Genomic DNA, 24,543 nt, shown 5'->3' on the forward strand with positions numbered 1-24,543 from the left:
ACGTCCTCCCCTTGGAGGACGTGTGGCTCGCGGAACCCGTGTCCGCCCCCCCCCCTAGAAGAGGGGGGAGGAGGGGGGGGGGGGGGGGCCCCCCCCCCCCCCCCCCGCAGCGGTCCGAGCCGATCAGTCTCCCGGGTTGTACTGGAGGATGTACAGCCCACTGTCGCGGTCGGAGGCCAGCACGTACTTCTCGTTGCCGATCTTGTGCACTTCGACGCCCCAGAAGTTGTTGCCGCCTTCGTCGATGAAGCTGCCGACCTCTTCGAGCTGCCCGTCCGCGTAGCTCAGCACGCGGAAGCCCGCGGCGTAGTACGAGATGTAGGCCAACTGCTCGTCGGGGTCGGTCGCGACCTCGTGCACCGACAGGTCGCCGGAGCCCGACGCGTACGCCGGGTCCTGGCTCTCATCGACCCAGTACTGGTCGAGCTCCGGCAGCTTCTGCTTCCCGTCGACCTCGACCGGCGTGGTCGAGTACAGGTGCACGTAGCCCCAGCCGTCGAAGACCGCCTTGATGTCGACGTCCTGACCCGCGGTGCCGATGAGGTTCGAAGGTACCGCGGTACCCCCGGCGTCGTCGCACGCGTATCCGGCCGGCACGCCACCGGTGACGATCCGGAAGCCGTCGGTCCGCGACACGAACACCGCCGGGATCCCGGCCTCAACGAGCATCGAGACGAGCGCCTCGCACCCATCGACTCCGGTCCGGTTGAACACGACCGCGCCGTCGTAGCCCTTGGCCTCGACGTTCTGGACCTTGACCGTGAAGTCGCACACGCCGCGCTCGATGACCGCGATCTCGTCCTCCGTCGCGCTGGCTTGGGGGATCAAGTTCGGGTCGCACGCCAGCCCCACGTACCGCGACGGACCCGACAGCCAGGAGTCCTCGTCGGCGCCAATCGCGGGAACGTCGGAGCCCTGCACGGCGGTGAACTCGGTTCCATCCTCCATGGTGGCGACCACCCGGAACGGGTCGAAGTCCTCATCAGTCGCGATGAAGTACTTGCGGTCGTTCGTGAACTCGGCCTGGTGCGCGTTGCCCTCAGGCGAGATCGTCTGCCCGAACTGCGCACGCACGGGATCAGCGGCGGCGAAGTCGGTGTCCGCGATGAACTCCGGGTCCGCCGGGTTCTCGACGTTCAGCATCGCGTACCCGCCGTCCCAGTACGAGACGAGCATGGTCATGACGCCGCCGACCTCTTCGACGACCATGTCATGCAGGAAGACCGCGTCGCCGTGCACCGCACCCAGCGACTGCGCCGTGTCGGCGTCGAGCGACGTCTCGGAGATCAGCTTCGGCTTCGACGGGTTGGTGATGTCGAGGATGTCGATGTCGGTGTCCTCCTCGTCGTCGACGAGCACCGCGTAGGCCTTGTCGCCGTCGGTCCACATGCGGACCGAGTGCGTCTCGTTGGCCTTGGTCTGCGCCTTGCCGGCGTTCGAGAAGTCCCCGGCGCCCTCGACGAGGATCTTCGGCTTGGTCGGGTCGGACACGTCGACGAGGGTGATGCCGCCGATGCCGTTCGTGTACCCGGGGCAGATCTCGTTCTGGAACGCGAGCAGTTCGCCGCTGAAGTGCTTGGTCTCGAGGTGGATCACCTGCGAGCCCTCACCGCTGAAGGTGCCCTGGTGGCTCGGGATCTGCGTGACGAGCTCCGGCTGCGAGGGGTCGGAGATGTCGGCGATGTACACGCCGCCGCGGTCGCACTCGGGCTCGTAGAACGCGGTGAGGTACGCGTAGTTCCCGTACGCCGAGACGTCGGCGATGCGGCCCGGCTGCTCCGCACCTGCGAAGAGGTCGAGTTTCCCGATCACGTCGACGTTCTCGTTGACCGCCGGGAGGTGTCCCTTCTCCTCGCCGTGCTGCTGGTCGTGCTCGTGGTGGTAGTGCGTCTCCTTCCCGGAGTCGAGGACGCCGTCATCGATCCACTCCGTGTCGTCATGCGCGATCGCGGGCGCGGCGGCGAAGGCGAGTGCCGCTGCGGCCGTGAGGGCGATACCGGTGGTCATTGCGCTTCTTCTCATGAAGGCTCCTTGTAGGGGAAATCCAGTCCGGTGGTTCCGGTCGGATTCAACCAGAGCGATGGCATCCCGCCTAGGGGTGGGGGTATGCACGCAACAACCGTGCGCGGAACGCGTGAAATCGTCATCGCGCTGAGCTCGTCGATGTGCTCAGAGCGCGATCCTCCGGTCGACCGTCCCCTCGGGCGCTCCCGTGTGCGAGATGAGCACGACGGACCGGTCGCGCCCCGCCGCGTCGAGGAGGTCTCGCAGCAGCGCGTCCGCCCGATCGGGGTCGACGCTCGCGGTCGGCTCGTCGAGCACGAGGATGCGAAAGTCAGCGAGCATCGCCCGTGCGAGCGCGATCCGCTGAGCCTGCCCGCCCGAGACGAGCCCGCCGCGCTCGCCCACGGGCGCGTCGAGGCCGCCGCGCTCCTCCACCCACTCGCGCAGCCCGACACGGTCGAGCACGTCGAGCAGTTCCTCGTCCGACGCGGTGTCGCGCGCGAAGACGAGGTTCTGGCGCACGTCCTCGTCGAAGAGCCACGGCCGCTGCTCGACGAGGCCCACGACGCGTCGCACCGCGCGCGGATCGAGCTGTCGTACCTCGGCGCCCCCGAGCCGGTACGAGCCCTCGTGATCGAGGAACCGCACGAGCACGTGCGCGAGCGTCGTCTTCCCCGATCCCGACGGTCCTTCCACCAGCAGCCGCTCCCCCGGCGCGAGGTCCAGGTCGATCGACTCCAGGGCCGCGGGCACGGATGGCAGGGGCTCGCCGTGCCGCGTCGACGCGCCCGCAGCACCGCTCGCCGAGCCATCCGCGGCCACGTCTCGCACATCGTCGGCACCGACGCGCGGCCAGTGAGCGCGCACCCCGCGCAGTCGTATCGGCGGCACGCCGGAGTCGCCCACCGCCGCGCACGACGCCGATCCGACGACGGGCCGCGGCAGCTCAGCCGGCACCTCGTCGGGCACCGCGTCGGCAACGCGCCGCGCGCTGGCGCGCACGACCCTGAGCGACCCGATCGCGATCGGGAGCGCCGCTGCGACCTCCGCGATCGCGAGCGGCACGAGGCACAGCACCGCGAACGTCGGCCCGTCGATGCGTCCGTCCGCAAGGAGGGGCTGCGCCGCACCGAGGCTCGCCGTGGCCGCGAAGGCGCCCACGGCGCTCATGGCCGCCGCCGCCAGCCCGACGGCGGAGGCCCGCGCCCGCGTCGCGCGCTCGAGCCGTGCCCCGAGTCGGCGGATCCGGCCCCGGCTCGCCTCGGCGGCATCGAACGCGACCAGCACGTCGAGCGCCTGCACGTGCTCGAGGATCGCGGCCTGCAGCTCGCCGCGCAGCGGCGCCAGCCGCGCGTCGGCGCGGGCGGCCAGCACCGCCTGGGCGAGGGCGGCGATGGCGACGCCCGCCACGAGGCACGTGCCGACCGCCAGAGCGGACGCCGGAGCGAGCCAGGCCAGCCCGGCGATCGCCGCGACGAGCACGACCGTTGCGCTCGCCACCGGCTGCACGATGCGCAGCGACACGTTCTGCAGGTCGTCGACGTCGCCCACGAAGCGAGCAAGGAGGTCGCCGCGGCGCGACGTCGCGAGCCCGTCGGGCGCGAGCGGCAGCATGCGCTCGAAGACCCCGACGCGGATCTCCGCGAGCTGCCGGAACGCCGCATCGTGCCCGGCGAGGCGCTCGAGGTAGCGGAACACGGCGCGGCCGAGCGCGAAGGCGCGCACGCCGACCACGCCGAGCTGGAGGAAGAGCACCGGCGGCTGCTCGGCGGCGCGGGCGATGAGCCATGCGCTCGCACCGAGCAGCGCCACGCTGGAGAGGCCGGCGAGCACGCCGAGCAGCACGGACGGCAGCAGCACCCGGACGGGCGGGATCGCCTGCCGGAGGACGGAGCGGGTGCGGTCAGACACGGGCCGCCTCCGGGATCCGGACGACCCGATCGGCGAGCCCGGCGAGCCCCTCGCGGTGGGTGGTCACCAGCACCGCGCGCCCCTCGCGCGCGAGTTCGCGCAGTCCCCGCGCGAGCCCGGTCTCCAGACCCGGGTCGAGTGCCGAAGTCGGTTCGTCGAGCACGAGCAGCCCGGCGCCCGTCGCGAGCGCACGGTGCACCGCGCGTGCGACGGCGACGCGCTGCGCCTGACCGCCCGACAGGCCCGCCCCGCCCGGTCCGAGTCGGAGGCCCGCCGGCACGTCGACGCCGGCGGTCTCGAGCGCGCGATCGAGCAGCGCCGTGGGAGCGTCCTCGCAACCGAGTCGGACGTTGTCCGCCACGGTTCCCTCGAGCAGTTGCGGAGCCTGGCCGGCCCACGCCACGCGGTCGCGCATTGCGGCGCCCGCGCGCGCGCCGTCGAGCGTCAGCTCGCCCTCCGCCTCGGCGAATCCGAGGAGCGCGGCGACCACGCTCGACTTCCCGGAGCCACTGGCACCGGTGAGGGCGACGAGCTCCCCCCGCGCGACGTCGAGGTCGAGGTGCTCGACGACCGCGCGCTCGTCGCGGAGCACGCGCAGGTCGCGGATGCGCAGCCCCGTGCCATCCGCCCCCACGCCGTCGGGCCCGCTCGCCGCAGAGGCGGGCGCCGCCTCGCCGGCGCCGTCGAGCAGGCCGAGGGCGTCGCGCGACGCCTCGAGCCCCGCCGTCGACGCGTGGAACGCGGCGCCGACGTTGCGGATGGGAAGGAACACCTCGGGAGCGAGGATCAGCACGAACAGCCCCGGCGCGAACGACATGTCGCCGGCCACGAGTCGCAGCCCGATCGAGACGGCGACGAGCGCGACGGACAAGCTCGCCGCGAGCTCGAGCGTGAACCCCGAGAGGAAGGTCACGCGCAGCACCTTCATGGTGCTCGATCGATAGTCGTCGGTGACGACACGGATGCGTCCGACCTGGCGCTCGGCGCGGCCGAAGACCATGAGCGTCGACAGCCCGCCGACGACCTCGAGGAACCCGCGCGAGAGCGACTGCAGTCGCTGCCACTGCCTGCGCTGCACGACCTCGGTGGCCATGCCGATGAGCGCCATGAACACCGGGATGAGCGGGAGCACGAGCACGAGGATGAGCCCGGACACCCAGTCGGAGGCCCAGGCGGCGGCGACGAGCGCCGGCGTGGCGATCGCGGTGAGCACGAGCTGGGGCAGGTAGCGGCCGAAGTAGTCGTCGAGCGCATCGAGACCCGGACCGAGGAGCGTGGCGGCCCGCGCCGTGGTGACCGCACGGGCGCCGGGGCGGTCCTCGAGGGTCGCGAGGACCTCGTCGCGGAGCTCCGACTTGACGCGCATGGCGCCGGCCGAGCCGAGCCACTCCCACGACCAGCCCGCGAGGGCCCGGACCGAGGCCGCGACGAGGAGCACGCCCACGACCGGCTCCACGCCGATCCCGCCGGGCACCCCGCCCTCGATGAGCCCGACGACGAGCGACGCGAGCGCCCACGCGAACGCGACCGTCGCCCCGGCCTGCAGGAGCGCGAGCGCTCCGCCGGCGACGAGGAAGCCCCGCGCGGCACGCGACCGGCGGAGCAGCCTCGGATCGAGCGGACGCACGTCAGTGGACGACGGCGGCGTCGATCGTCTGCCGGGTGACGCGCTTGCGGAACACCCAGTACGTCCAGCCCTGGTAGGCGAGGATCAGCGGCAGGAAGATGAGCGCCGTCCAGCTCATGACGGTCAGCGTGTACGGGGAACTCGACGCGTTCGCGATGGTCAGGCTGTTGGCCGGGTCGTTCGAGGCCGGCATCACGTCGGGGAACAGCGCGGCGAACAGTGCGAACACCGCCGCGCCGATCGTCACGGCCATGAGCGCGAACGCCGTGCGCTCGGCACCGCGACCGTTCGCGAGCCAGCCTCCGACGAGCGCGAGCGCGGCGACCGCCGCGAGACCCCAGAACCACGCCGTGCCGTGCGCGAAGCCGGTCCACAGAAGGAACGCGGCGGCCACCACGATGGTCGCGGTGCCGGCCCGCGTCGCCAGCCGGCGAGCGCGCTCGCGGATCTCGCCGTCGGTCTTCAGCGCGGCGAACACGACGCCGTGCGTGAAGAACAGGAGCAGGGTCGTGAGCCCGCCGAGCAGCGCATACGGGTTCAGCAGGTCGAACAGCGTGCCGGTGTAGTTGTGGTCGGCATCGAGCGGCACGCCCTGGACGATGTTCGCGAACGCGACGCCCCAGAGGAGCGCGGGCACGGCCGAGCCGATGATGATCATCCAGTCGAAGCGGCGCTTCCACTCGGCCTCGGGCCGCTGGTGCCGGTACTCGAACGACACGCCGCGCGCGATCAGCGCGACGAGGATGAGCAGCAGCGCGAGGTAGAACCCCGAGAACAGCGTCGCGTACCACTCCGGGAACGCCGCGAAGAGCGAGGCTCCCGCGACGATGACCCAGGTCTCGTTGAGGTCCCAGACCGGGCCGATGGTGTTGATGAGCACGCGGCGGTCGGTGTCGTCCTTCGCGAGGAAGGGCAGCGACATCCCGACGCCGAAGTCGAATCCGTCGAGCACGAAGTAGCCGACGAAGAGGAAGGCGACGATCCAGAACCAGAGCACTGCGAGATCCATGTCTTGTCTCCTAGTAGACCGTTGCGGCGTGTTCGACTCTGCCCGTCTCCGGGTCGGGTGGGGCGATCTCGGGCGGGCCCTTCCGGATGGCGCGGAGGATGAGCTTCACCTCGACGACGGCGAGCGCGCCGTAGACGAGGGTGAAGACGACGAGCGAGATGAGCACGTCGAGCCCGGTCACGTTCGGCGACACCGCCGATTCCGTGGGTAGGAGGCTGAACACGATCCAGGGCTGGCGACCCATCTCGGTGAAGATCCAGCCGACGATCATCGCGCCGAGCGAGAGCGGGAAGCTCCAGATCGCGACCGTCCAGATCCACCGCTGCCGCGGCATCCGGCCCTTGCGGGTGAGCCACAGGCCGACCACCGCGATGAGGACGTGGAGCATGCCCAGGCCGATCATCCAGCGGAACGACCAGTAGGTGACCCAGATGATCGGGGCGTAGTCGCCGGGCCCGTACAGGTCGGTGTACAGCGCCTGCAGGTCGTTGATGCCTTCCACGCACCCGTCGAGCGTGTGCGTCGAGAGCAGCGAGAGCAGGTAGGGCACGCGGATCGAGAACAGCTCGGTGCTGCCGTCGGGCGTGCCGAGCGTGAACAGCGAGAACGAGGCATCCGCCCCGCAGACCGTGTCGTAGGTCGCCTCGGCCGCGGCCATCTTCATGGGCTGCGTCGCGACCATCGCGAGGCTCAGCTGGTCGCCGAAGAACGTGGTGAGCGCGCCCGCTCCGACCATCGTCCAGAGGCCGAACTTCAGCGCGGGGCGCATCGTGTCGAGGTGCTGGTTGCGTGCGAGGTGCCAGGCTGCGGCGCTGATGATCAGGCCCGAGCTGACCATGAACGACGCCGCGATGGTGTGCGGGAACGCCGCGACCGCCACCGGATTGGTCAGGAGCGCCCAGATGTCGACGAGCTCGGCGCGACCGCGCTCGGCGTTCATCTCGTAACCGACCGGGTTCTGCATGAACGCGTTCGCCGCGATGATGAAGTACGCCGAAAGGATGGTGCCGATCGCCGTCGCCCAGATCGTGGCGAGGTGCACCTTCTGCGGCAGGCGGTTCCAGCCGAAGATCCAGAGGCCGATGAACGTCGCCTCGAGGAAGAACGCCAGCAGGCCCTCCAGCGCCAGGGGTGCGCCGAAGACGTCGCCGACGAAGCGCGAGTACTCCGACCAGTTCATGCCGAACTGGAACTCCTGGACGATGCCCGTGACCACGCCCATCGCGAAGTTGATGAGGAAGATCGTGCCGAAGAACCGCGTGATGCGCAGGTACTCGACCTTGCCCGTGCGCACCCACGCGGTCTGGAAGACCGCGGTGGTGGTCGCCAGTCCGATCGTGATGGGCACGAAGAGGAAGTGGTAGACCGTGGTCAGTCCGAACTGCCACCGGGCGAGCAGCAGCGGATCGAGGAGGTCGTTCACTGTGGGGCCCCTTTCATGGGAGTGAACTGCGGCGCGATTCTTCTACACAGCGTAGAGCAATTTTCTACGCCCTGTAGAACCTTTGGGCCCTTGCGCGCTATCCTCGAGATATGGCAACACTCGGCGAGCTGGAGCGCTCGATCATGGAGCAGCTCTGGATGAGCGACACGGCGCTCACCGCGAACGAGATCCGCGACCGCCTGGCCGAGCCGGGCGCGCCGTCGCGTGCCCCCGCGACCACCACCGTGCTCACGGTGCTGTCCCGCCTCGAGCGCAAGGGGTTCGTCGCCCGCGCCCGCGACACACGGCCCCACCGGTACCACGCGCTCCTCACGCGTGCCGAGCACACCGCCGAGCTCATGCACGAGGTGCTCTCCTCGTCGTCCGATCGCGACGCCGCACTCGCCCGGTTCGTCGGCACGGTCAGCGCGGGCGAGGCGAACACGCTGCGTCGACTGCTCGACGAGCTCGTCCGACACTGACGTGATCGCCGCCGCCGTGCTGCTCGGCGCGCTCGCGTTCGCGCTCGCGTGGCCGGTCCCGGTGGCGCTCTCGAAGGCCGCATGGCCCAGCCGCTCCCCCGCGGCCGCGCTTGCGCTCTGGCAGGGCATCGCGCTGGGCGGCGCCCTCGCCATGATCGGGTCGCTCCTCGCCTTCGGCGCGGCACCGGCCGGATCCCTCGCGGCCGCCGCACGGCTCCTGCTGCCGGCGCTCCTGGCCGGTCCGATCCCCGCCGCGTTCGGGATCATCCAGGTCGCCGCGCTCACGCTCGCCGTCGGGCTGGCCGTGCACCTCGCCCTCAACGTCGCCACCACCGCGGTTCGTGCCGAGCGCGCACGCCGCCGGCTGCACCGCATGGTCGACCTGCTCGCCGACCCCGCCGACGACGCGTCGGGCGCCCGCATCCTCTCGCACCCCATCCCGCTCGCGTACTGCGTCCCGGGAATCCGCACCGCGACCGTCATCACCGCGGGCCTGGTCGACCTGCTCGACACCGACGAGCTGCGCGCGGTCATCGCGCACGAGCGCGCGCACCTCGACCAGTTCCACCACCTCGTGCTCCTGGCGTTCCGCGCCTGGCACGGGGCGCTCCCGTGGTTCCCCATCGCGAACCGCGCCGAACGGGCGGTCGCGCTGCTGACCGAGATGCTCGCCGACGACCGCGCACGCACCGAGGTCGGCGCCCACGCGCTCCGCGGGGCGCTCGTGCGCGTCGGCGCCGCCGGGGAACCGGGGCCCTACGCCGACACCGGCGGCGTGAACCCCGACGCCGGGATGCTCGAACAGCGGCTCGAGCGCCTCGAGGCGCCGCGCCATCCGCTCGACCCGGGCGCCCGCGCAGCCTGCTGGGCCGCCACGGCGGTCATCGTCGCGGTACCCGTCGGGGTCCTCGCCGCGATCGCCTCCTGACCCGGCGGACGGGCCCGCCCCGGCCCGGTCAGCGGCGCACGGCCCGCGCGGAGGGTCACGCCCTAGGCTCGAATCGTGAACGAGTTGCTCGACGGCATCCTCGAGACCGTCGCGGGGGTCGACCCCGTGCTGCGGACGCTGCTCGCCGCACTCGGCATCATGCTCGAGACCTCGGTGCTCATCGGCCTCGTCGTTCCCGGCGACACCATCGTCCTCGTCGCCGCCACGGCGGTCGACGGCACCGTCGAGTACTTCGCGCTGGCGCTCGCCGTGATCGTCGGCGCGCTGATCGGCGAGAGCATCGGCTTCGCCCTGGGCCGATGGTTCGGACCGCACATCCAGCACTCGCGCCTCGGCCGGCGCATCGGCGAGCACAACTGGCATCGGGCGCAGCGCTACCTCGCGCGCCGCGGCGGTCCGGCGGTGTTCATCTCCCGGTTCCTGCCCGTGCTGCACTCGCTCGTGCCGCTCACCGTGGGGATGAGCGACATGAGCTACCGGCGGTTCATCACGTGGACGGCGCCCGCGTGCGTGATCTGGTCCTTCGCCTATGTCAGCGTCGGGTCGGCGGCGGCGGGCGGCTACCGCGAACTCAGCGAGGAACTGCACTGGGCCGGCTACCTCTTCGTGGGCGCCATCGTGCTCTTCCTCCTCCTCGTGTGGACCGGGAAGAAGGTGCTGATGAAGCTCGAGGCACGGCACATGGCCGAGGATGCGGCGCACCCGCAACGCGGTCGCGCGGCGACGCACGAGGGGTCGGCCGCCGAGGCGACCGACCCCTCCGAGCGCGGCGGCCCGGCCTAGACGAGGCCCTCCGACTCGAGCCACTCGGCCGCGATCTCATCGGCCGAGCGCTGCTCGTTCACGCTCTGCGCGTTCAGCTCGACCAGCCCCTCGGGCGTGAGCGCCGCGCTGACCTCGTCGATGATCGCGGCGATCTCGTCGGTGACGTTCTCGCTCGCGACCGGCACGACGTTCGAGGCGAGGAAGAGCCCCTCCGGATCCTCCAGCGTCACCAGGTCGTTCGTCGCGATGTTCGGGTCGGCGCTGTAGATGTTCACCATCTGGACCTGGCCGTCGGTGAGCGCCTTGAGCGTCAGCGCGCCGCCCGAGTCCTGGATCGCGGTGAAGCCCACCTCGACGCCGTACACCTCCTTCAGGCCGTCGGGACCGTACGGACGCGTCTCGAGCTCGGCGTTGCCGCCCAGCGTGATCGGCACCGTCACGTCGGCCAGGTCGGCGAGGCTGGTCACACCGTTCGCCTCGGAGAACTCGCGCGTGACGTTGTAGGAGTCCTGGTCGGTCGCCGACGACTGCTCGAGCACGCGGAGACCCTCGGGAAGGGCGCCTTCGAGCTCGGCGTACACGTCGTCGGAGGTCGTCGCCTCGGTGTCGGGCACGTAGTACTGCAGCAGGTTGCCGGTGTACTCGGGGAACAGGTCGATCGCGCCCGACTCGAGCTCGGGGATGTAGACCTCGCGCTGGCCGATGCGGAAGTCCCGCTCGACCGTGTAGCCGTTGGCCTCCAGGGCCTGCGCGTAGATCTCGGCGATGATCTCGTTCGAGTAGTAGTCCTGCGAGCCGATGACGATCGTCTCGCCGCCGCCCTCGCCGTCGCCCGGATCCTCGTCGAGGGGATCCCCCGACGCGCACCCTGCCAGGGCCACTGTCGCCCCGACCGCGACCGCCGCGAGTGCGACGAGCCGGCCTTTTCCAGTCACGGACCTCATGATGCATTCCCTTCGTTGACGGGCCGCCCGGCGACCGGGCCTCCCACGACCGCCTTCGGCCGGGATGGCCGGAGGCGGAGCTTGTCGGCACCGCGCGCCGCGCGGACGCCGGCCGGCACGACGAGGCGCTGCAGCGCGGCGAACGCCCCGTCGAGCACGAGCGCGAGCGCGATGACGAGCATCGACGCGGCGAGCATGAGCGGGTAGTCGCGCGTCTGGATGCCGAGGAAGAGGTAGGTGCCCAGCCCGGGGCCGCCCACGTAGGCGGCCAGCGTCGCCGTGGCCACCACCTGGAGCACCGCCGAGCGTATGCCGCCCATGATGGTGGGAAGCGCGAGCGGGAACTCGACCTTGCCGCCGATCTGCGCCTCGGTCATGCCCATCGCGCGGGCCGCGTCGACGGTGCGGCGGTCGACCGCCCCGATGCCGGCGTACGCGCCCGCCAGGACCGGCGGGATCGCGAGCACGACGAGCGCGATGAACGGCGCGACGAGCCCCACGCCGAGCGCGAGGGCGACGAGCGTGAGCAGCCCGAGCGTCGGGAGGGCGCGCATGCCGCCGGAGATGGTCACGGCCGTCTCCCGCCCTCGGCCGGTGTGCCCGATGAGCGCGCCGACGGGCAGCGCGATGGCCGCCGCCGCGGCCACGACCGCGAGGCTGAACACGAGGTGGAACCACAGCTGCGCGCCGATCCCGTCTTCGCCAGCCCAGTTCGCCGGGTCGAGGATCCACGCGAACGCCTCGGCGAACAGGCTCATGCGACGGCCCCTTCCGGGTCGCGCACCAGCCGGCGGGCGGGTCGGCGGGAGCGACCGTCGGCGCGCTCCCAGGGCAGGAGTATGCGCCCGAGCAGCACGGCGGCGAGGTCGAGCAGCAGGGCCAGGGCGACCGTCACGACGATGCCCGTCGCGATCTCGAGCGGGATGTTGCGTTGGAAGCCGTCGGTGAACAGGCTTCCGAGGCTCTGGATGCCGAGGACCGCGCTCACGGTCACGAGGCTCACCGTGCTCACGATCACGACGCGGAGGCCGGCGAGGAGGGTCGGCCCGGCGAGCGGCAACTCGACCGCCCAGAACCTGCCGCGCGACGAATAGCCCATGGCGGTCGCCGAGAGCCTGATATCGGGATCGACGTCGCCGAACCCGTCGGCGGCGGTGCGCACCATCAGCGCGATCCCGTAGAGCGTGAGCGCGACGACCACGTTCACGGGCGAGCGCACCGACGTGCCGATGATGCCCGGCAGCGCGATGAACAGCGGCAGCGAGGGGATGGCGTACAGGATGCCGCAGAGCCCGAGCACCACCCCGCGCGACCAGCGGTAGCGCCACGCGGCCCACCCGATCGGCACGGAGATCACGAAACTCAGGATGATGGGTGGCACCGACAATGCCAGGTGCACGAGCGCGAGCTCGGCCACCCGGTCGAGGTTGTTCCAGAGCCAGTTCACGACGCGAGCACTCCGGCGGGTCGCCCGTCGTCGTCGACGACGACGCGCCGGCCGTCGACCTCCGTGACGTGCAGCGCCCGTCGGCCGCGATCGGCGCCGATGAAGCCGGCGACGAACTCGTCGGCCGGTGAGGCGAGGATCTCGGCCGGGGACCCGCTCTGCACGATCTCGCCGCCCGTGCGCAGGATCACGACCTGGTCGCCGAGCAGGAACGCCTCGTCGATGTCGTGCGTGACGAAGACGACGGTCTTGCCGAGCTCGCCCTGCAGGCGCAGCAGCTCCTGCTGCAGCTCGGCGCGCACGATCGGGTCGACCGCGCCGAACGGCTCGTCCATCAGCAGGATGTTCGGGTCGACGGCGAGTCCGCGGGCGACCCCCACACGCTGCTGCTGGCCGCCCGAGAGCTGCGCCGGGTAGCGGTCGGCGAGCGACCGGTCGAGGCCGACGGTGTCGAGCAGCTCGAGCGCGCGGCGGCGGGCCTCGCGCTTGGGCTCGCCGCGCAGCATCGGAACGGTCGCGACGTTGTCGATCACCCGTCGGTGCGGCAGCAGCCCGGAGTTCTGCATCACGTACCCGATGCCGCGTCGCAGCTTCACCGGATCGAGGGTCGAGACATCCGTGCCGTCGATGAGCACGCGGCCCGCGGTCGGGTCGACCATGCGGTTGATCATGCGCAGCAGCGTCGTCTTGCCCGACCCCGACGAGCCGACGAGGACGGTCGTCTTGCGGGGCGGGATGACGATGTCGACCTCGTGCACGGCGACCGTGCCGTCGGGGAACTGCTTGGTGACGCCGCGGAACTCGATCATGCTGCCTCTTTCCCGGGTGCGGGACGCCGTGCGGCGCACGGTCAAGCCAAACACCTCGGGGCCGTCGGGGGCAACGGATGTCGCGGCGGTTCGCCGCGCGCGCGGCAGGTTCTCAGGCCGCCGAGGAGTCCGCGGCGCGCGTCGAGAGATGCTCGTCGAGGTACTCGCGCACGACGCGGCGGGCCTCGTCGAGGTAGCGCTGGTCGCCGGCGGCATCCCGCTCGAACGCCCGGTGGATGAGCGTCGCGGCGATCTCGAGGGAGACGCCGAGGCGGAACCGGATCTCCGCCTCGTCGGCGATGCCGAACTCGTGCTCCATGAGGCGGGCCACGCGGTGCGCGAGCTCGGGCTCGCCGTCGCGGTCGGACGCCTCCCGCGGCGCGGCGTGGATCACGCTGAAGCCGGGCTCCTCGCGATAGAGGTCGGCGCACACGTCGAGGGCGTGGCCGACGACATCCCACCACTCCTCGAGCTCGGCGCGCTCCATGGTCTCGGCCAGGCGCTCGCGATAGCGGCGGACGCTGCGATCGCGAAGGGCGTGCAGCACGGCCACGCGGTCGGGGAAGTAGCGGTAGACCGTGCCGATCGACGCGCCTGCGCGCTCGGCGACCATCTGGGTCGTCAGGCGCTCGAAGCCGAGCTCGTCGACGATCTCGGCGGCGGCGTCGAGCAGCGCGTCGAGCCGCTGGGTGCTGCGACGCTGCGTCGGCTCGGTGCGTACCGAGCGCCTCCGTCCGTGATCGGTCCCGAGGATCAGGTCGATGTTGGGCACGGAACCTCCTCACTTGCCGGACCACTCTACCCGTGCCGCGCCGCGGCCCCGACCATGACGGCGGGGTTTCGCGTCCCGGCGGGGGTGCATGACAGACTAAGTGGATGCCGGTCAGCTCCCCCTTCCCGGCCGGTGCCCGGCAACGGCCGGTCCGGCACGGCGCCGCACGTCTCGAGGACTGGATCCACGACGTGCGCGAACGCTGGGCCCGTCGTCGCGGCCACGTGCCCACCGTCGTGCCGTACACCGGCTACGGGTCGACGGAGTGGGTCCGCGTGTTCTGCCGCGTGCTGCTGTCGAAGCCGGTGCGCGCCGACGACACGTCCAAGCGGCGCCGCCGGCGGCGCGAGCAGGGCATCCGCGGATGGCGCAGCTTCACGAGCGTGCCGGTCGGCGACGTCCCCGTGGTGATCGAGGTCGGCGGCGAGCGCATCGAGGTGCTCGCCGACCGGGGCGGCGTCGTCGACACGAAGATCCCCGTGCGGCTCGAGGCCGGATGGAACCGCGCCGTGCTGCGCGTGGAGGGCTCGGAGGACGTGGAGGCGCCCATCTGGGTGGTCGGGCCCGACGTCGACTTCGGCATCGTCTCCGACATCGACGACACGGTCATGGTCACCGCGCTCCCGCGCCCCTTCGTCGCGTTCTGGAACACGTTCGTGCTCGACGAGCACGCCCGCAGCCCCACCCCCGGCATGGCGGTGCTCTACGAGCGACTCGCGCGGGCCCACCCCGGCTCGCCCGTCATCTACCTGTCGACCGGCGCGTGGAACGTGGCGCCGACGCTCACGCGCTTCCTCTCGCGGAACCTCTACCCGGCCGGGCCGATCCTGCTCACCGACTGGGGTCCGACGCACGACCGCTGGTTCCGCAGCGGGCGCGCGCACAAGACCGAGAACCTCCACCGGCTCGCCGAGGAGTTCCCGCACATGCGCTGGCTGCTGATCGGCGACGACGGACAGCACGACGAGGAGCTCTACGCCGACTTCGCCAGGCGGCACCCCGACCAGGTCGCGGCGATCGCCATCCGCGAGCTCTCCGTCGGAGAGGCCGTGCTCGCCGGCGGCCGGGCCAAGGCCGAGCAGCACGGCGCCGACGTCCCCTGGGTGTCGGCGAGCGATGGTGCGACGCTCGCCGACCGGCTCGGCGACGTGGGCATGCTCTGACGCCCGCTCGGGTGCTCGCTTCGGCGGGCCGTCGCCGTGTCAGGCGACCGGGATCGCGGCGCGCCGCTCGCCTCGGAGTCGCTCGAGGCCGCGGTTGACCTGCCTGGCCCACAGCGGCCCACGGTAGATGAACGCGGTGTACCCCTGCACGAGCGTGGCGCCCGAGTCGAGCCGCTCCTGCACCTCCTCGGCGGTCTCGACCCCGCCGACCGAGATGACGCACAGCGACGCCGGCACGTGCTCCCGGATCAGGCGCAGCACCGCGAGCGAGCGGGCGGCCAGGGGCGCGCCCGAGAGACCGCCGGCGCCGATCGCTTCGATCTCGGTCGCCGGTGTCACGAGGCCTGAACGCGAGATCGTGGTGTTCGTGGCGATGATGCCGTCGAGGCCGAGCCGGGTCACGAGCTCGCAGATCCGCACCACCTCGGCATCGTCGAGGTCGGGGGCGATCTTCACGAGCAACGGCGTCGCGCCGGCGGCCGCCTGCACCGCCGCCAGGAGCGGCGCGAGCGCGTCGAGCTCCTGGAGCCCCCGGAGCCCGGGTGTGTTCGGCGAGCTGACGTTGACGACGAGGTAGTCGGCGTGCGGCGCGAGCACCTTCGCGCTCCGCACGTAGTCGTCGGTGGCCTGCTCGACCGGCGTGACCCGGCTCTTGCCGATGTTCACGCCGAGCACGGGCCGATGCGCGCGGCGCGACAACCGCGAGACGCGGCCGGCCGCGGCATCCGCCCCGCCGTTGTTGAAGCCCATGCGGTTGATGAGCGCGCGGTCGGCGACCAGCCGGAAGAGGCGGGGCCGCTCGTTGCCGGGCTGCGGTTGGGCCGTGATCGTGCCGACCTCGACGTGACCGAAGCCGAGGTTGCCGAGCCCGACGACGGCGAGGGCGTCCTTGTCGAAGCCGGCCGCGACGCCGAACGGCGACGGGAAGCGCAGGCCGAGGGCCTCGACCGCGAGCTCGGACGACGGCCCGGTCCACCGCTCGACGAGGCGGCCGACGCCGAGGAACGGAAGGGCTCGGATGACGCGGAACGCGAGGTGGTGCGCGGCCTCCGGGTCCATGCGGGAGAAGACCAGGGAGAAGAGGAGTCGATACATGCCGTCGCTCAGGCTACTCGACCGGGCGGGCCGGGAGGCGCCCGTGCTCCTCGCGGAGCGCTTCGATCGCCGCCTCGAAGTCGTCGAGCGACTCGAACGCCTGGTAGACGCTCGCGAACCGGAGGTAGGCGACCTCGTCGAGCTCGCGCAGCGGCGGCAGGATGGCCAGGCCGATGTCGTTCGCCTCGATCTGCGACGCGCCCGTCGACCGGATCGTCTCCTCGACCTTCTGCGCGAGCACCGCGAGGTCGGAGTCGGTGACCGGGCGCCCCTGGCACGCCTTCTTCACGCCGAGCACGACCTTCTCACGACTGAACGGCTCGATCACGCCCGATCGCTTGATGACCGAGAGGCTCGCCGTCTCGGTGGTGGAGAACCGGCGCCCGCACTCCGGGCACTGGCGCCGGCGGCGGATCGACAGGCCGTCGTCGCTCGTGCGGGAGTCGATGACGCGCGAGTCGGGATGGCGGCAGAAGGGGCAGTACATGGTGCTCTCAGCGTACCGGCGCGTGCGCGGTCACCGTCCGAACCGGGCGGTCACGGCCTCGCCGTGCGCGGGCAGGTCCTCCTCGGCCGAAAGGGTCGCGATGACGGGCGCGACCTCGCGCAGCGCGGCCTCGTCGTACCGCACGACCTGCTGGGGGCGCAGGAACGTCGCCGCCGACAGTCCTGCCGCGTGACGCGACTGCCCCCCGGTCGGGAGCACGTGGTTCGAGCCCGCCGCGTAGTCGCCGAGGCTGACGGGCGAGTACGGGCCGATGAAGATGGCGCCGGCGTTGTCGATGCGCGCGAGCGTCGCGTCGGCGTCGCGCACCTGGATCTCGAGGTGCTCCGCGCCGAACGCGTTCGCGAACTCGGCGGCCAGCTCGAGGTCGTCGACGAGGACCACCGCCGACTGCGATCCCTCGAGCGCGATCCGCACGCGCTCGGAGTGGCGCGTCTCGGTCGCTCGCACCGCGAGCCGCTCGAGCACGCGCTCGGCGAACTCGGCCGAGTCGGTGACGAGCACGGCCGCGGCGAGCTCGTCGTGCTCGGCCTGGCTGACCAGGTCGGATGCCACGAAGTCGGCGTCGGCCGCGTCGTCGGCGATCACGAGGATGTCGGTGGGGCCGGCCTCGGCATCGATGCCGGTGACGCCCTGCACGAGGCGCTTGGCCGCCGCGACGAAGACGTTGCCGGGGCCCGTGACGCGCTGCACGGGGTCGAGCCCGATTCCGGGGACGCCGTGGGCGAAGGCCCCGATCGCGCCCGCGCCGCCCATGGCGTAGACCTCGTCGATGCCCAGCAGCGCCGCGGCGCCCGCGATCGTCGGGTGGATGCGTCCGTCGTACGCGGCCTGGGCCGGCGAGGCGAGCGCGATCGAGCGCACGCCCGCGACCTGGGCGGGCACGACGTTCATGACGACGCTCGACGGGTAGACGGCCTTGCCCCCGGGCACGTACAGCCCGACGCGAGCGACGGGCTGCCAGCGCTGCTCGACCACGGCGCCCGTCGCGAGCACCGTGCGCTCGGGCGCGGGCACCTGGGCGGCGCTCGCCGCGCGCACACGCTCGATGGTCGACTCGATCGCTCGGCGCACGTCGGGCCGCAGCGCGTCGCGGGCCTCGGCGAGCTCGGCGGCCCGCACGCGGACCGCGCCCGGACGGACGCCGTCGAACCGTTCGGCCTGGTCGAGCAGCGCCGCCTCGCCGCGCTCGCGGACGTCGTCGATGAGCGCGCGCGCAGGCTCGAGCGCGGCGGCCACATCGGTCGCGGCGCGCGGCACGAGCGCGAGCAGCTCGGTGGCGGACGGACGGGAACCGCGGAGGTCGATCGTTCGAAGCATGGTCGGACCAGCCTATCGAGGCCGTCGCCGCGCCCGCACCGGGCCCGTCACGTCAGGCAGTTCGGCCCCAGGAGGCTCTTCAGCTCGCCGTAGAAGTCGGCGCTGACCGCGACCGGGTACGGCAGCTCGAACACCCGCGCGGTGCGCCCCTTCGTGAGCTTCAGCCGCACCTCGGTGTCGCCGCGGTGCCGGATCAGGACGTCGCCGAGCGCCGTGATGGTGTCGGTCGTCGCCCGCACGTCGGGCAGCGAGATCACCACGGGCGCGTTCTCGTCGCCCTGGCCCACCTCGGGCTCGAAGACGCTGTAGGCGTGCAGGTTCATGCCGTCGTCTCGCATGCTGACGCGACCGCGGACGACGACGATGGAGTCGCCCCTCAGCGCCGGCGCGAACTCCTGGTAGGCCTTGCCCATGAACATCACGGTGATCTCACCCGAGAAGTCCTCGACCTGGATCATGCCGTACTGATTTCCGCTCTGCCGCGCGACGCGGTGCTGCACGCTCGTCACGAGCCCGGCGATCGTCACGGTGTCGCCATCCTGCGTGGCATCGGACGACATGAGGTCGGTGATCGTCGTCGAGGCGTGCTTGGCGAGTGTGGCCTCGAGCCCCGCGAGCGGATGGTCGGAGACGTACAGCCCGAGCATCTCGCGCTCGAACGCCAGCTTGTCGCGCTTGGACCACTCGGGGCGGTCGGGCACGGGCGACGGAGCGGCCTCCTTCTCGTGGTCCTCGAAGAGGCTGTCGAAGTCGAAGCCGACGTCGCCGTTCTCCTCGGCGCGCTTCTCCTTCACGGCGGCCTCGACCGCGCCCTCGTGGATCTCGACCAGCGCCCGGCGCGTGTGGCCCAGCGAGTCGAACGCGCCCGCCTTTACCAGCGACTCGACAGTGCGCTTGTTGGCGACCTGGGTCGGCACCTTCTTCAGGAAGTCGTGGAACGTCTCGAAGCGGCCCTTCGCGTCGCGCGCGGCGCGGATCGCGTCGACGACGTTGAAGCCCACGTTCCGCACCGCACCGAGGCCGAACCGGATGTCGTCGCCGACGGCCGCGAAGAAGCCGATCGACTCGTTCACGTCGGGCGGGAGGACCTTGATGCCCATCCGCCGGCACTCGTTGAGGTACAGGGCGAGCTTGTCGCGCGCATCGCCGACGGAGGTGAGCAGCGCCGCCATGTACTCGGCCGGGTAGTGGGCCTTCAGGTAGGCCGTCCAGTAGCTCAGCACGCCGTACGCCGCCGAGTGGGCCTTGTTGAACGCGTAGTCGGAGAACGGCAGCAGGATGTCCCAGAGGGTCTTCACCGCGGCATCCGAGAAGCCGTTCGCCTTCATGCCGCCCGAGAAGCCCTCGTACTGCTTGTCGAGCTCGGACTTCTTCTTCTTGCCCATCGCACGGCGCAGGATGTCGGCCTGGCCGAGGCTGAACCCGGCGACCCGCTGCGCGATCGCCATGACCTGCTCCTGGTAGATGATCAGGCCGTAGCTCGTGTCGAGGATGTCCTTCAGCGGCTCTTCGAGCTCGGGGTGGATCGGCGTGATCGGCTGCAGGCCGTTCTTGCGCAGCGCGTAGTTGATGTGCGAGTTCGCGCCCATCGGGCCCGGCCGGTAGAGCGCGATGACGGCCGAGATGTCCTCGAAGTTGTCGGGTTTCATCTGCCGGAGGAGCGACCGCATGGGCCCGCCGTCGAGCTGGAACACGCCGAGCGTATCGCCGCGCGAGAGCAGCTGGTAGGCCTCGACGTCGTCGAGCGCCAGGTCTTCCAGGACCGGGCGGAAGCCGCGGTTCGCCTCGATGTTGTCGAGCGCGTCGTCGATGATCGTGAGGTTCCGCAGGCCCAGGAAGTCCATCTTGATCAGGCCGAGCGACTCGCACGCGGGGTAGTCGAACTGCGTGACGATCTGGCCGTCCTGTTCCCGCTTCATGATCGGGATGATGTCGATGAGCGGCTCGCTCGACATGATCACCCCGGCCGCGTGCACGCCCCACTGCCGCTTGAGGTTCTCGAGGCCGAGCGCGGTGTCGAAGACCGTCTTCGCCTCGGCGTCGGTCTCGATGAGGGCGCGGATGTCGCCGGCCTCCTTGTAGCGCGGATGCTCCTTGTCGAGGATGCCCGAGAGCGGGATGTCCTTGCCCATGACCGCCGGCGGCATGGCCTTGGTGAGCTTCTCGCCCATGCCGAAGGGGAAGCCGAGCACCCGGCTCGAGTCCTTCAGCGCCTGCTTGGCCTTGATGGTGCCGTACGTGACGATCTGGGCGACGCGCTCGTCGCCGTACTTGTCGGTGACGTACTTGATGACCTCGCCGCGACGACGCTCGTCGAAGTCGACGTCGAAGTCGGGCATGGAGACGCGGTCGGGGTTCAGGAACCGCTCGAAGATGAGGCCGTGCTGCAGCGGGTCGAGGTCGGTGATCCGCATGGCGTAGGCCGCCATCGACCCGGCGCCCGAGCCGCGGCCGGGGCCCACGCGGATGCCGTTGCGCTTGGACCAGTTGATGAAGTCGGCGACGACGAGGAAGTAGCCGGGGAAACCCATCTGGCTGATGACCTCGACCTCGTAGTCGGCCTGCTTCCGAACGGCATCGGGGATGCCGGCCGGGTAGCGCTCGTGCAGGCCCTTCTCGACCTCCTTCACGAACCAGCTCTGCTCGCTCTCGCCCTCGGGCACCGGGTAACGCGGCATGTAGTTCGCGCTCGTGTTGAACTGCACGTCGCAGCGCTCGGCGATGAGCAGCGTGTTGTCGCACGCCTCGGGGTGGTCGCGGAACAGGTGCCGCATCTCGGCGGCGGACTTCAGGTAGAACTCGTCGGCGTCGAACTTGAACCGGTTCGGGTCGTCGAGGGTCGAGCCCGACTGCACGCACAGCAGCGCCGCGTGGCTCTGGGCATCGTGGGCGTGCGTGTAGTGCAGGTCGTTCGTCGCCACGAGCGGCAGGTCGAGCTGCTTCGCGAGGCGGAGCAGGTCGCTCATGATGCGCTTCTCGATGCCGAGGCCGTGGTCCATGACCTCGGCGAAGAAGTTCTCCTTGCCGAAGATGTCGCGGAACTCGGCCGCCGCCCGGACGGCCTCGTCGTACTGGCCGAGCCGAAGGCGCGTCTGCACCTCGCCCGACGGGCAGCCCGTGGTCGCGATGAGGCCCGAGGAGTACGTCTGCAGCAGCTCGCGGTCCATGCGCGGCTTGAAGTAGTAGCCCTCGATCGAGGCTCGGCTGGAGAGCCGGAAGAGGTTGTGCATGCCCTCGGTCGTCTCGGAGAGCAGCGTCATGTGCGTGTACGCGCCCGAACCGGAGACGTCGTCGCCGCCGCCGTTGCCCCACCGCACGCGCGTCTTGTCGCTCCGGTGCGTGCCCGGCGTGAGGTACGCTTCGGTGCCGATGATGGGCTTCACCCCGGCGTCGGTCGCCTGCTTCCAGAAGTCGTACGCGCCGAACACGTTGCCATGGTCGGTCATCGCCACGGCGGGCATGCCCTCGGCCGCGGTGGCCTTCATCAGCTCGCCGACCCGGGCCGCGCCGTCGAGCATCGAGTACTCGGAGTGCACGTGCAGGTGGACGAAGGAATCGGCGGCCACAGGGCTCCTCATCGGTGGTGCTGCGAGGCGTGTTCGGGGGTGTGTTCACAGTGTATGAGCCCCGGGCGACATGTCGACCGGGGCTCGCGGCATCCGTCGCTCAGTCGCCGCGCAGGAGGTCGAGCGAGTGCTGCAGGTCGGCCGGGTAGTCGGACTCGTAGGTCGTCCACTCCCCCGTGCCGGGGTGCACGAACGAGAGCTCCTTCGCGTGGAGCCACTGCCGCTCGAGCCCGAGTCGCGCGCTCAGCGTGGGGTCGGCCCCGTACATCGCGTCGCCCGCGCACGGATGGCGCTGCGCCGCCATGTGCACGCGGATCTGGTGCGTTCGCCCGGTCTCGAGGTGCACTTCGAGCAGGGAAGCGTATGGGAATGCCTCGATGGTCTCGTAGTGCGTCACGGCGTGCTTGCCGTCGGACGTGACCGCGAACTTCCATTCCGACCGCGGGTGCCGGCCGACCGGCGCGTCGATCGTGCCCGCGAGGGGATCGGGATGGCCCTGTACGACCGTGTGGTAGACCTTGTCGACCTCGCGGTCGTGGAACTGGCGCTTCAGGTCGGTGTAGGCGCGCTCCGACTTCGCCACGACCATGAGCCCGCTCGTCCCCTGGTCGAGACGGTGGACGACGCCTTGGCGCTCGGGAGCGCCGGAGGTGGAGATCCGGTAGCCGGCCGCGGCCAACGCTCCGACGACGGTCGGGCCCTCCCATCCGAGCGAGGGGTGGGCGGCCACACCCGCGGGCTTGTCGACCACGACGATCTCGTCGTCGTCGTGGACGATGCCGAGGTCGGGCACCGGGATGGCCTCGACCTCGAGCGTGCGTGGCGGTGCCCAGGTCACCTCGAGCCAGGCACCGGCGCGCAGGCGGTCGGCCTTGTCGACGACGGCGCCGTCGAGGAGCACGCCGCCCGCCGAGGCGACCTCGGCCGCCTGCGTCCGGGAGAAGCCGAGCAGCTTCGCCAGCCCGGCGTCGACGCGCGACCCCTCGAGCCCGTCGGGTACGGGCAGCGAACGGTGCTCCACGTCAGGACTCGCGCGCGAGCTCGGCGGGTGCGCCGCCCCGGGCCCCGCGCCCGGATTCCGCCTCGGGCGTCGAGGCATCCGTCGCACCGCCGTCGCGGTCGCGCGCCGGCCGCGACCCGTCGAGACCCACCCCGCGGATCGTGAGGATCATGAACAGGACCATGCTCGAGACGATCGCGATGTCGGCCACGTTGTAGATCGCGGGCAGCATCCACGGCGTCGAGATGAAGTCGATCACGTGCCCGATGCCGAAGCCCGGCTCGCGGAAGAGCCGATCGGTCAGGTTGCCGAGCACGCCGCCGAGCAGCAGGCCGAAGACGAGCGCCCAGGCGATCGAGCGGATGCGACGGGCGAACCACACGATGAAGGTGATGACGCCCGCGGCGAGGATCGTGAAGACCCAGGTCATGCCGCTCGCGATCGAGAAGGCCGCCCCGGGGTTGCGCACGAACTGCCATTGCAGGACGTTGCCGAGGACCGGGACGACCTCGCCCTCGGCGAGCGTGGTGACGACGAAGTACTTGCTCAGCTGGTCGACGCCGTAGACGGTGATCGCGACGCCGACCAGGATGAGCAGCGCGGTGGTGCCGATCCTGGCCGCGCGCTCAGCCGCCAAAGCCCTGGAAGGTCGGAGCCGGCTGGTCGCTCGTGGCGCCCTGCGCACCGACCGGGGCCGAGAAGCCCGCACCACCCGAGACCTGCACCGGCTGGGCGGTGTCGAGCTCGCGGAGCTGGCCCTCGATGTAGCTCTTCAGCTTCTGGCGGTACTCGCGCTCGAAGACGCGCAGTTCGTCGACCCGCTTCTCGAGTGCGACGCGCTCCTGGTCGAGGATGCCCATCTGCGCGCGCTGCTTCGCTTCGGCCTCGGCCACGATGCGTGCCGCGGTCGCGTGGCCCTCGGCGATCAGCGCGTCGCGCTTCTCGACGCCCTCGCGCACGTGCTCCTCGTGGAGGCGACGGGCGAGCTGGAGCAGGTTGGTGGTGCTGGTCTGCTCGTCGATCTCAGCCTGCGAGGGCTGTGCGGGCGTGGGCACCGCGACCGTGGGCGGCGCGGCCGCGGGCTCGGCGTAGACGGGCGCGGGTGCGGCCGCCGGCGCGGCACCGCCCTCGCCGGCACGGGCCTCGGCAGCAGCGAGCCGCTGGCGCAGCTCCTCGTTCTCCTGGTTCAGCCGGCGCAGTTCGACGACCACCTCGTCGAGGAAGTCGTCGACCTCGTCCTGGTCGTAGCCCTCCCGGAACTTCGTCGCCTGGAAGCGCTTGTTGACCACATCTTCCGGAGTTAGCGCCATGGCTTCCCATCCCTTTGAATCTGTCGAACTGTCGATCACGTTCAGCTAACGGTAGCAAAGACAACCACACGGAGGCAGAGCGCCGGACGCACGGCGCGCCACCTCTGCGTCATCCGGTCAGGCGGATGCCGCCGACGCCGCGGCGAGCCAGGACACGACGGTCATCGCGACGATGACGACCAGCATCGCGATGCTCCACCCGAGGTCGAGCGCCACCTGGCCCAGGCGGATCGGCGGAACGAGCCGGCGGAAGAAGCGCACCAGCGGATCGGTCACCGTGTAGACGCCCTCGACGAGCACGAGCACGAATCCACGCGGCCGCCAGGAGCGGTTGAACGTGCGCACGAGGTCGAGCACGAACCGCGCCCACATCACGAAGAAGTAGATGAGGAGGAGCGTGTAGAGGAGGTTCCAGACGACGACGAGCGCACTCACGTCGGGG

At 71.1% G+C, this 24,543-nt stretch carries 22 protein-coding genes; 4 read left to right on the top strand and 18 right to left on the bottom strand.

Features of this window, described 5'->3' with window-relative positions; genetic code table 11:
- Positions 1–123: 123 nt before the first annotated feature.
- The 5 genes from ACZ4TW_RS18355 to ACZ4TW_RS18375 form a co-directional block, all read right to left on the bottom strand.
- On the bottom strand, positions 124–2,007 hold the full coding sequence (locus ACZ4TW_RS18355) for a PA domain-containing protein (protein ID WP_465545039.1): 1,884 nt from the start codon (positions 2,005–2,007) through the stop codon (positions 124–126).
- Positions 2,008–2,169: 162 nt separating this feature from the next.
- On the bottom strand, positions 2,170–3,915 hold the full coding sequence (locus tag ACZ4TW_RS18360; protein ID WP_465545041.1) for an amino acid ABC transporter ATP-binding/permease protein: 1,746 nt from the start codon (positions 3,913–3,915) through the stop codon (positions 2,170–2,172).
- Complete coding sequence (gene cydD / locus ACZ4TW_RS18365; protein ID WP_465545043.1) at positions 3,908–5,542, bottom strand: thiol reductant ABC exporter subunit CydD; 1,635 nt, start codon at positions 5,540–5,542, stop codon at positions 3,908–3,910. The genes ACZ4TW_RS18360 and cydD overlap by 8 nt, the downstream gene beginning before the upstream one ends.
- 1 nt (position 5,543) lies before the next feature.
- A complete protein-coding gene (gene cydB, locus ACZ4TW_RS18370; RefSeq protein WP_465545044.1) occupies positions 5,544–6,551 on the bottom strand; it encodes a cytochrome d ubiquinol oxidase subunit II in 1,008 nt (335 codons plus the stop codon).
- A 10-nt stretch (positions 6,552–6,561) separates the two neighbouring features.
- Positions 6,562–7,974 carry a cytochrome ubiquinol oxidase subunit I gene (locus tag ACZ4TW_RS18375; protein WP_465545046.1) on the bottom strand — a complete coding sequence of 471 codons (1,413 nt, stop codon included), beginning with the start codon at positions 7,972–7,974 and terminating at the stop codon, positions 6,562–6,564.
- A gap of 110 nt (positions 7,975–8,084) precedes the next feature.
- Here ACZ4TW_RS18375 and ACZ4TW_RS18380 point away from each other — a divergent pair, with 110 nt between their 5' ends.
- The 3 genes from ACZ4TW_RS18380 (at position 8,085) to ACZ4TW_RS18390 (ending at position 10,188) form a co-directional block, all read left to right on the top strand.
- Positions 8,085–8,456: a BlaI/MecI/CopY family transcriptional regulator gene (locus ACZ4TW_RS18380; RefSeq protein ID WP_465545048.1), complete on the top strand. Its 372-nt coding sequence runs from the start codon at positions 8,085–8,087 to the stop codon at positions 8,454–8,456.
- Position 8,457: 1 nt separating this feature from the next.
- The gene (locus ACZ4TW_RS18385; protein ID WP_465545050.1) at positions 8,458–9,384 is read left to right on the top strand and encodes a M56 family metallopeptidase; all 927 of its coding nucleotides are present in this window, start codon (positions 8,458–8,460) and stop codon (positions 9,382–9,384) included.
- A gap of 75 nt (positions 9,385–9,459) precedes the next feature.
- Positions 9,460–10,188 carry a DedA family protein gene (locus ACZ4TW_RS18390; protein WP_465545052.1) on the top strand — a complete coding sequence of 243 codons (729 nt, stop codon included), beginning with the start codon at positions 9,460–9,462 and terminating at the stop codon, positions 10,186–10,188.
- On the opposite strand, the gene ACZ4TW_RS18395 is transcribed toward ACZ4TW_RS18390, so the two are convergent.
- From ACZ4TW_RS18395 to ACZ4TW_RS18415, 5 genes are all read right to left on the bottom strand, one after another.
- Positions 10,185–11,114, bottom strand: coding sequence for an ABC transporter substrate-binding protein (locus tag ACZ4TW_RS18395; protein WP_465545054.1), 930 nt, complete (start codon positions 11,112–11,114; stop codon positions 10,185–10,187). The genes ACZ4TW_RS18390 and ACZ4TW_RS18395 overlap by 4 nt on opposite strands.
- Entirely contained in the window at positions 11,111–11,872 is a 762-nt protein-coding gene (locus ACZ4TW_RS18400) for an ABC transporter permease (protein WP_465545056.1), read from the bottom strand. Before ACZ4TW_RS18400 ends, ACZ4TW_RS18395 begins: the two co-directional genes overlap by 4 nt.
- Positions 11,869–12,561 carry an ABC transporter permease gene (locus ACZ4TW_RS18405; protein ID WP_465545058.1) on the bottom strand — a complete coding sequence of 231 codons (693 nt, stop codon included), beginning with the start codon at positions 12,559–12,561 and terminating at the stop codon, positions 11,869–11,871. The genes ACZ4TW_RS18400 and ACZ4TW_RS18405 overlap by 4 nt, the downstream gene beginning before the upstream one ends.
- Positions 12,558–13,370 carry an ABC transporter ATP-binding protein gene (locus ACZ4TW_RS18410; protein ID WP_465545061.1) on the bottom strand — a complete coding sequence of 271 codons (813 nt, stop codon included), beginning with the start codon at positions 13,368–13,370 and terminating at the stop codon, positions 12,558–12,560. The genes ACZ4TW_RS18405 and ACZ4TW_RS18410 overlap by 4 nt, the downstream gene beginning before the upstream one ends.
- Before the next feature lie 112 nt (positions 13,371–13,482).
- Entirely contained in the window at positions 13,483–14,142 is a 660-nt protein-coding gene (locus ACZ4TW_RS18415) for a TetR/AcrR family transcriptional regulator (RefSeq protein WP_465545063.1), read from the bottom strand.
- Positions 14,143–14,246: 104 nt separating this feature from the next.
- Here ACZ4TW_RS18415 and ACZ4TW_RS18420 point away from each other — a divergent pair, with 104 nt between their 5' ends.
- On the top strand, positions 14,247–15,305 hold the full coding sequence (locus tag ACZ4TW_RS18420) for an App1 family protein (RefSeq protein WP_465545065.1): 1,059 nt from the start codon (positions 14,247–14,249) through the stop codon (positions 15,303–15,305).
- A 39-nt stretch (positions 15,306–15,344) separates the two neighbouring features.
- Here the strand turns inward: ACZ4TW_RS18420 and ACZ4TW_RS18425 are convergent, their stop codons facing one another.
- From ACZ4TW_RS18425 to ACZ4TW_RS18460, 8 genes are all read right to left on the bottom strand, one after another.
- Positions 15,345–16,400 (bottom strand): quinone-dependent dihydroorotate dehydrogenase, encoded by a 1,056-nt coding sequence (locus tag ACZ4TW_RS18425; protein WP_465545067.1) that lies wholly within the window; start codon positions 16,398–16,400, stop codon positions 15,345–15,347.
- Positions 16,401–16,413: 13 nt separating this feature from the next.
- On the bottom strand, positions 16,414–16,887 hold the full coding sequence (nrdR, locus tag ACZ4TW_RS18430; RefSeq protein ID WP_465545069.1) for a transcriptional regulator NrdR: 474 nt from the start codon (positions 16,885–16,887) through the stop codon (positions 16,414–16,416).
- Positions 16,888–16,917: 30 nt separating this feature from the next.
- On the bottom strand, positions 16,918–18,225 hold the full coding sequence (gene hisD, locus ACZ4TW_RS18435; protein WP_465545071.1) for a histidinol dehydrogenase: 1,308 nt from the start codon (positions 18,223–18,225) through the stop codon (positions 16,918–16,920).
- 47 nt (positions 18,226–18,272) lie between these two features.
- A complete protein-coding gene (gene dnaE, locus ACZ4TW_RS18440; RefSeq protein ID WP_465545073.1) occupies positions 18,273–21,803 on the bottom strand; it encodes a DNA polymerase III subunit alpha in 3,531 nt (1,176 codons plus the stop codon).
- An 88-nt stretch (positions 21,804–21,891) separates the two neighbouring features.
- The gene (locus tag ACZ4TW_RS18445) at positions 21,892–22,812 is read right to left on the bottom strand and encodes an RluA family pseudouridine synthase (protein WP_465545075.1); all 921 of its coding nucleotides are present in this window, start codon (positions 22,810–22,812) and stop codon (positions 21,892–21,894) included.
- Between the two features lies 1 nt (position 22,813).
- Positions 22,814–23,428 carry a signal peptidase II gene (lspA, locus tag ACZ4TW_RS18450; RefSeq protein ID WP_465545077.1) on the bottom strand — a complete coding sequence of 205 codons (615 nt, stop codon included), beginning with the start codon at positions 23,426–23,428 and terminating at the stop codon, positions 22,814–22,816.
- Positions 23,418–24,101: a DivIVA domain-containing protein gene (locus tag ACZ4TW_RS18455; protein WP_465545079.1), complete on the bottom strand. Its 684-nt coding sequence runs from the start codon at positions 24,099–24,101 to the stop codon at positions 23,418–23,420. The genes lspA and ACZ4TW_RS18455 overlap by 11 nt, the downstream gene beginning before the upstream one ends.
- 117 nt (positions 24,102–24,218) lie before the next feature.
- Complete coding sequence (locus tag ACZ4TW_RS18460) at positions 24,219–24,536, bottom strand: YggT family protein (RefSeq protein ID WP_465545081.1); 318 nt, start codon at positions 24,534–24,536, stop codon at positions 24,219–24,221.
- Positions 24,537–24,543 lie beyond the last annotated feature (7 nt).

The organism is Agromyces sp. NPDC029043, from assembly GCF_055564615.1.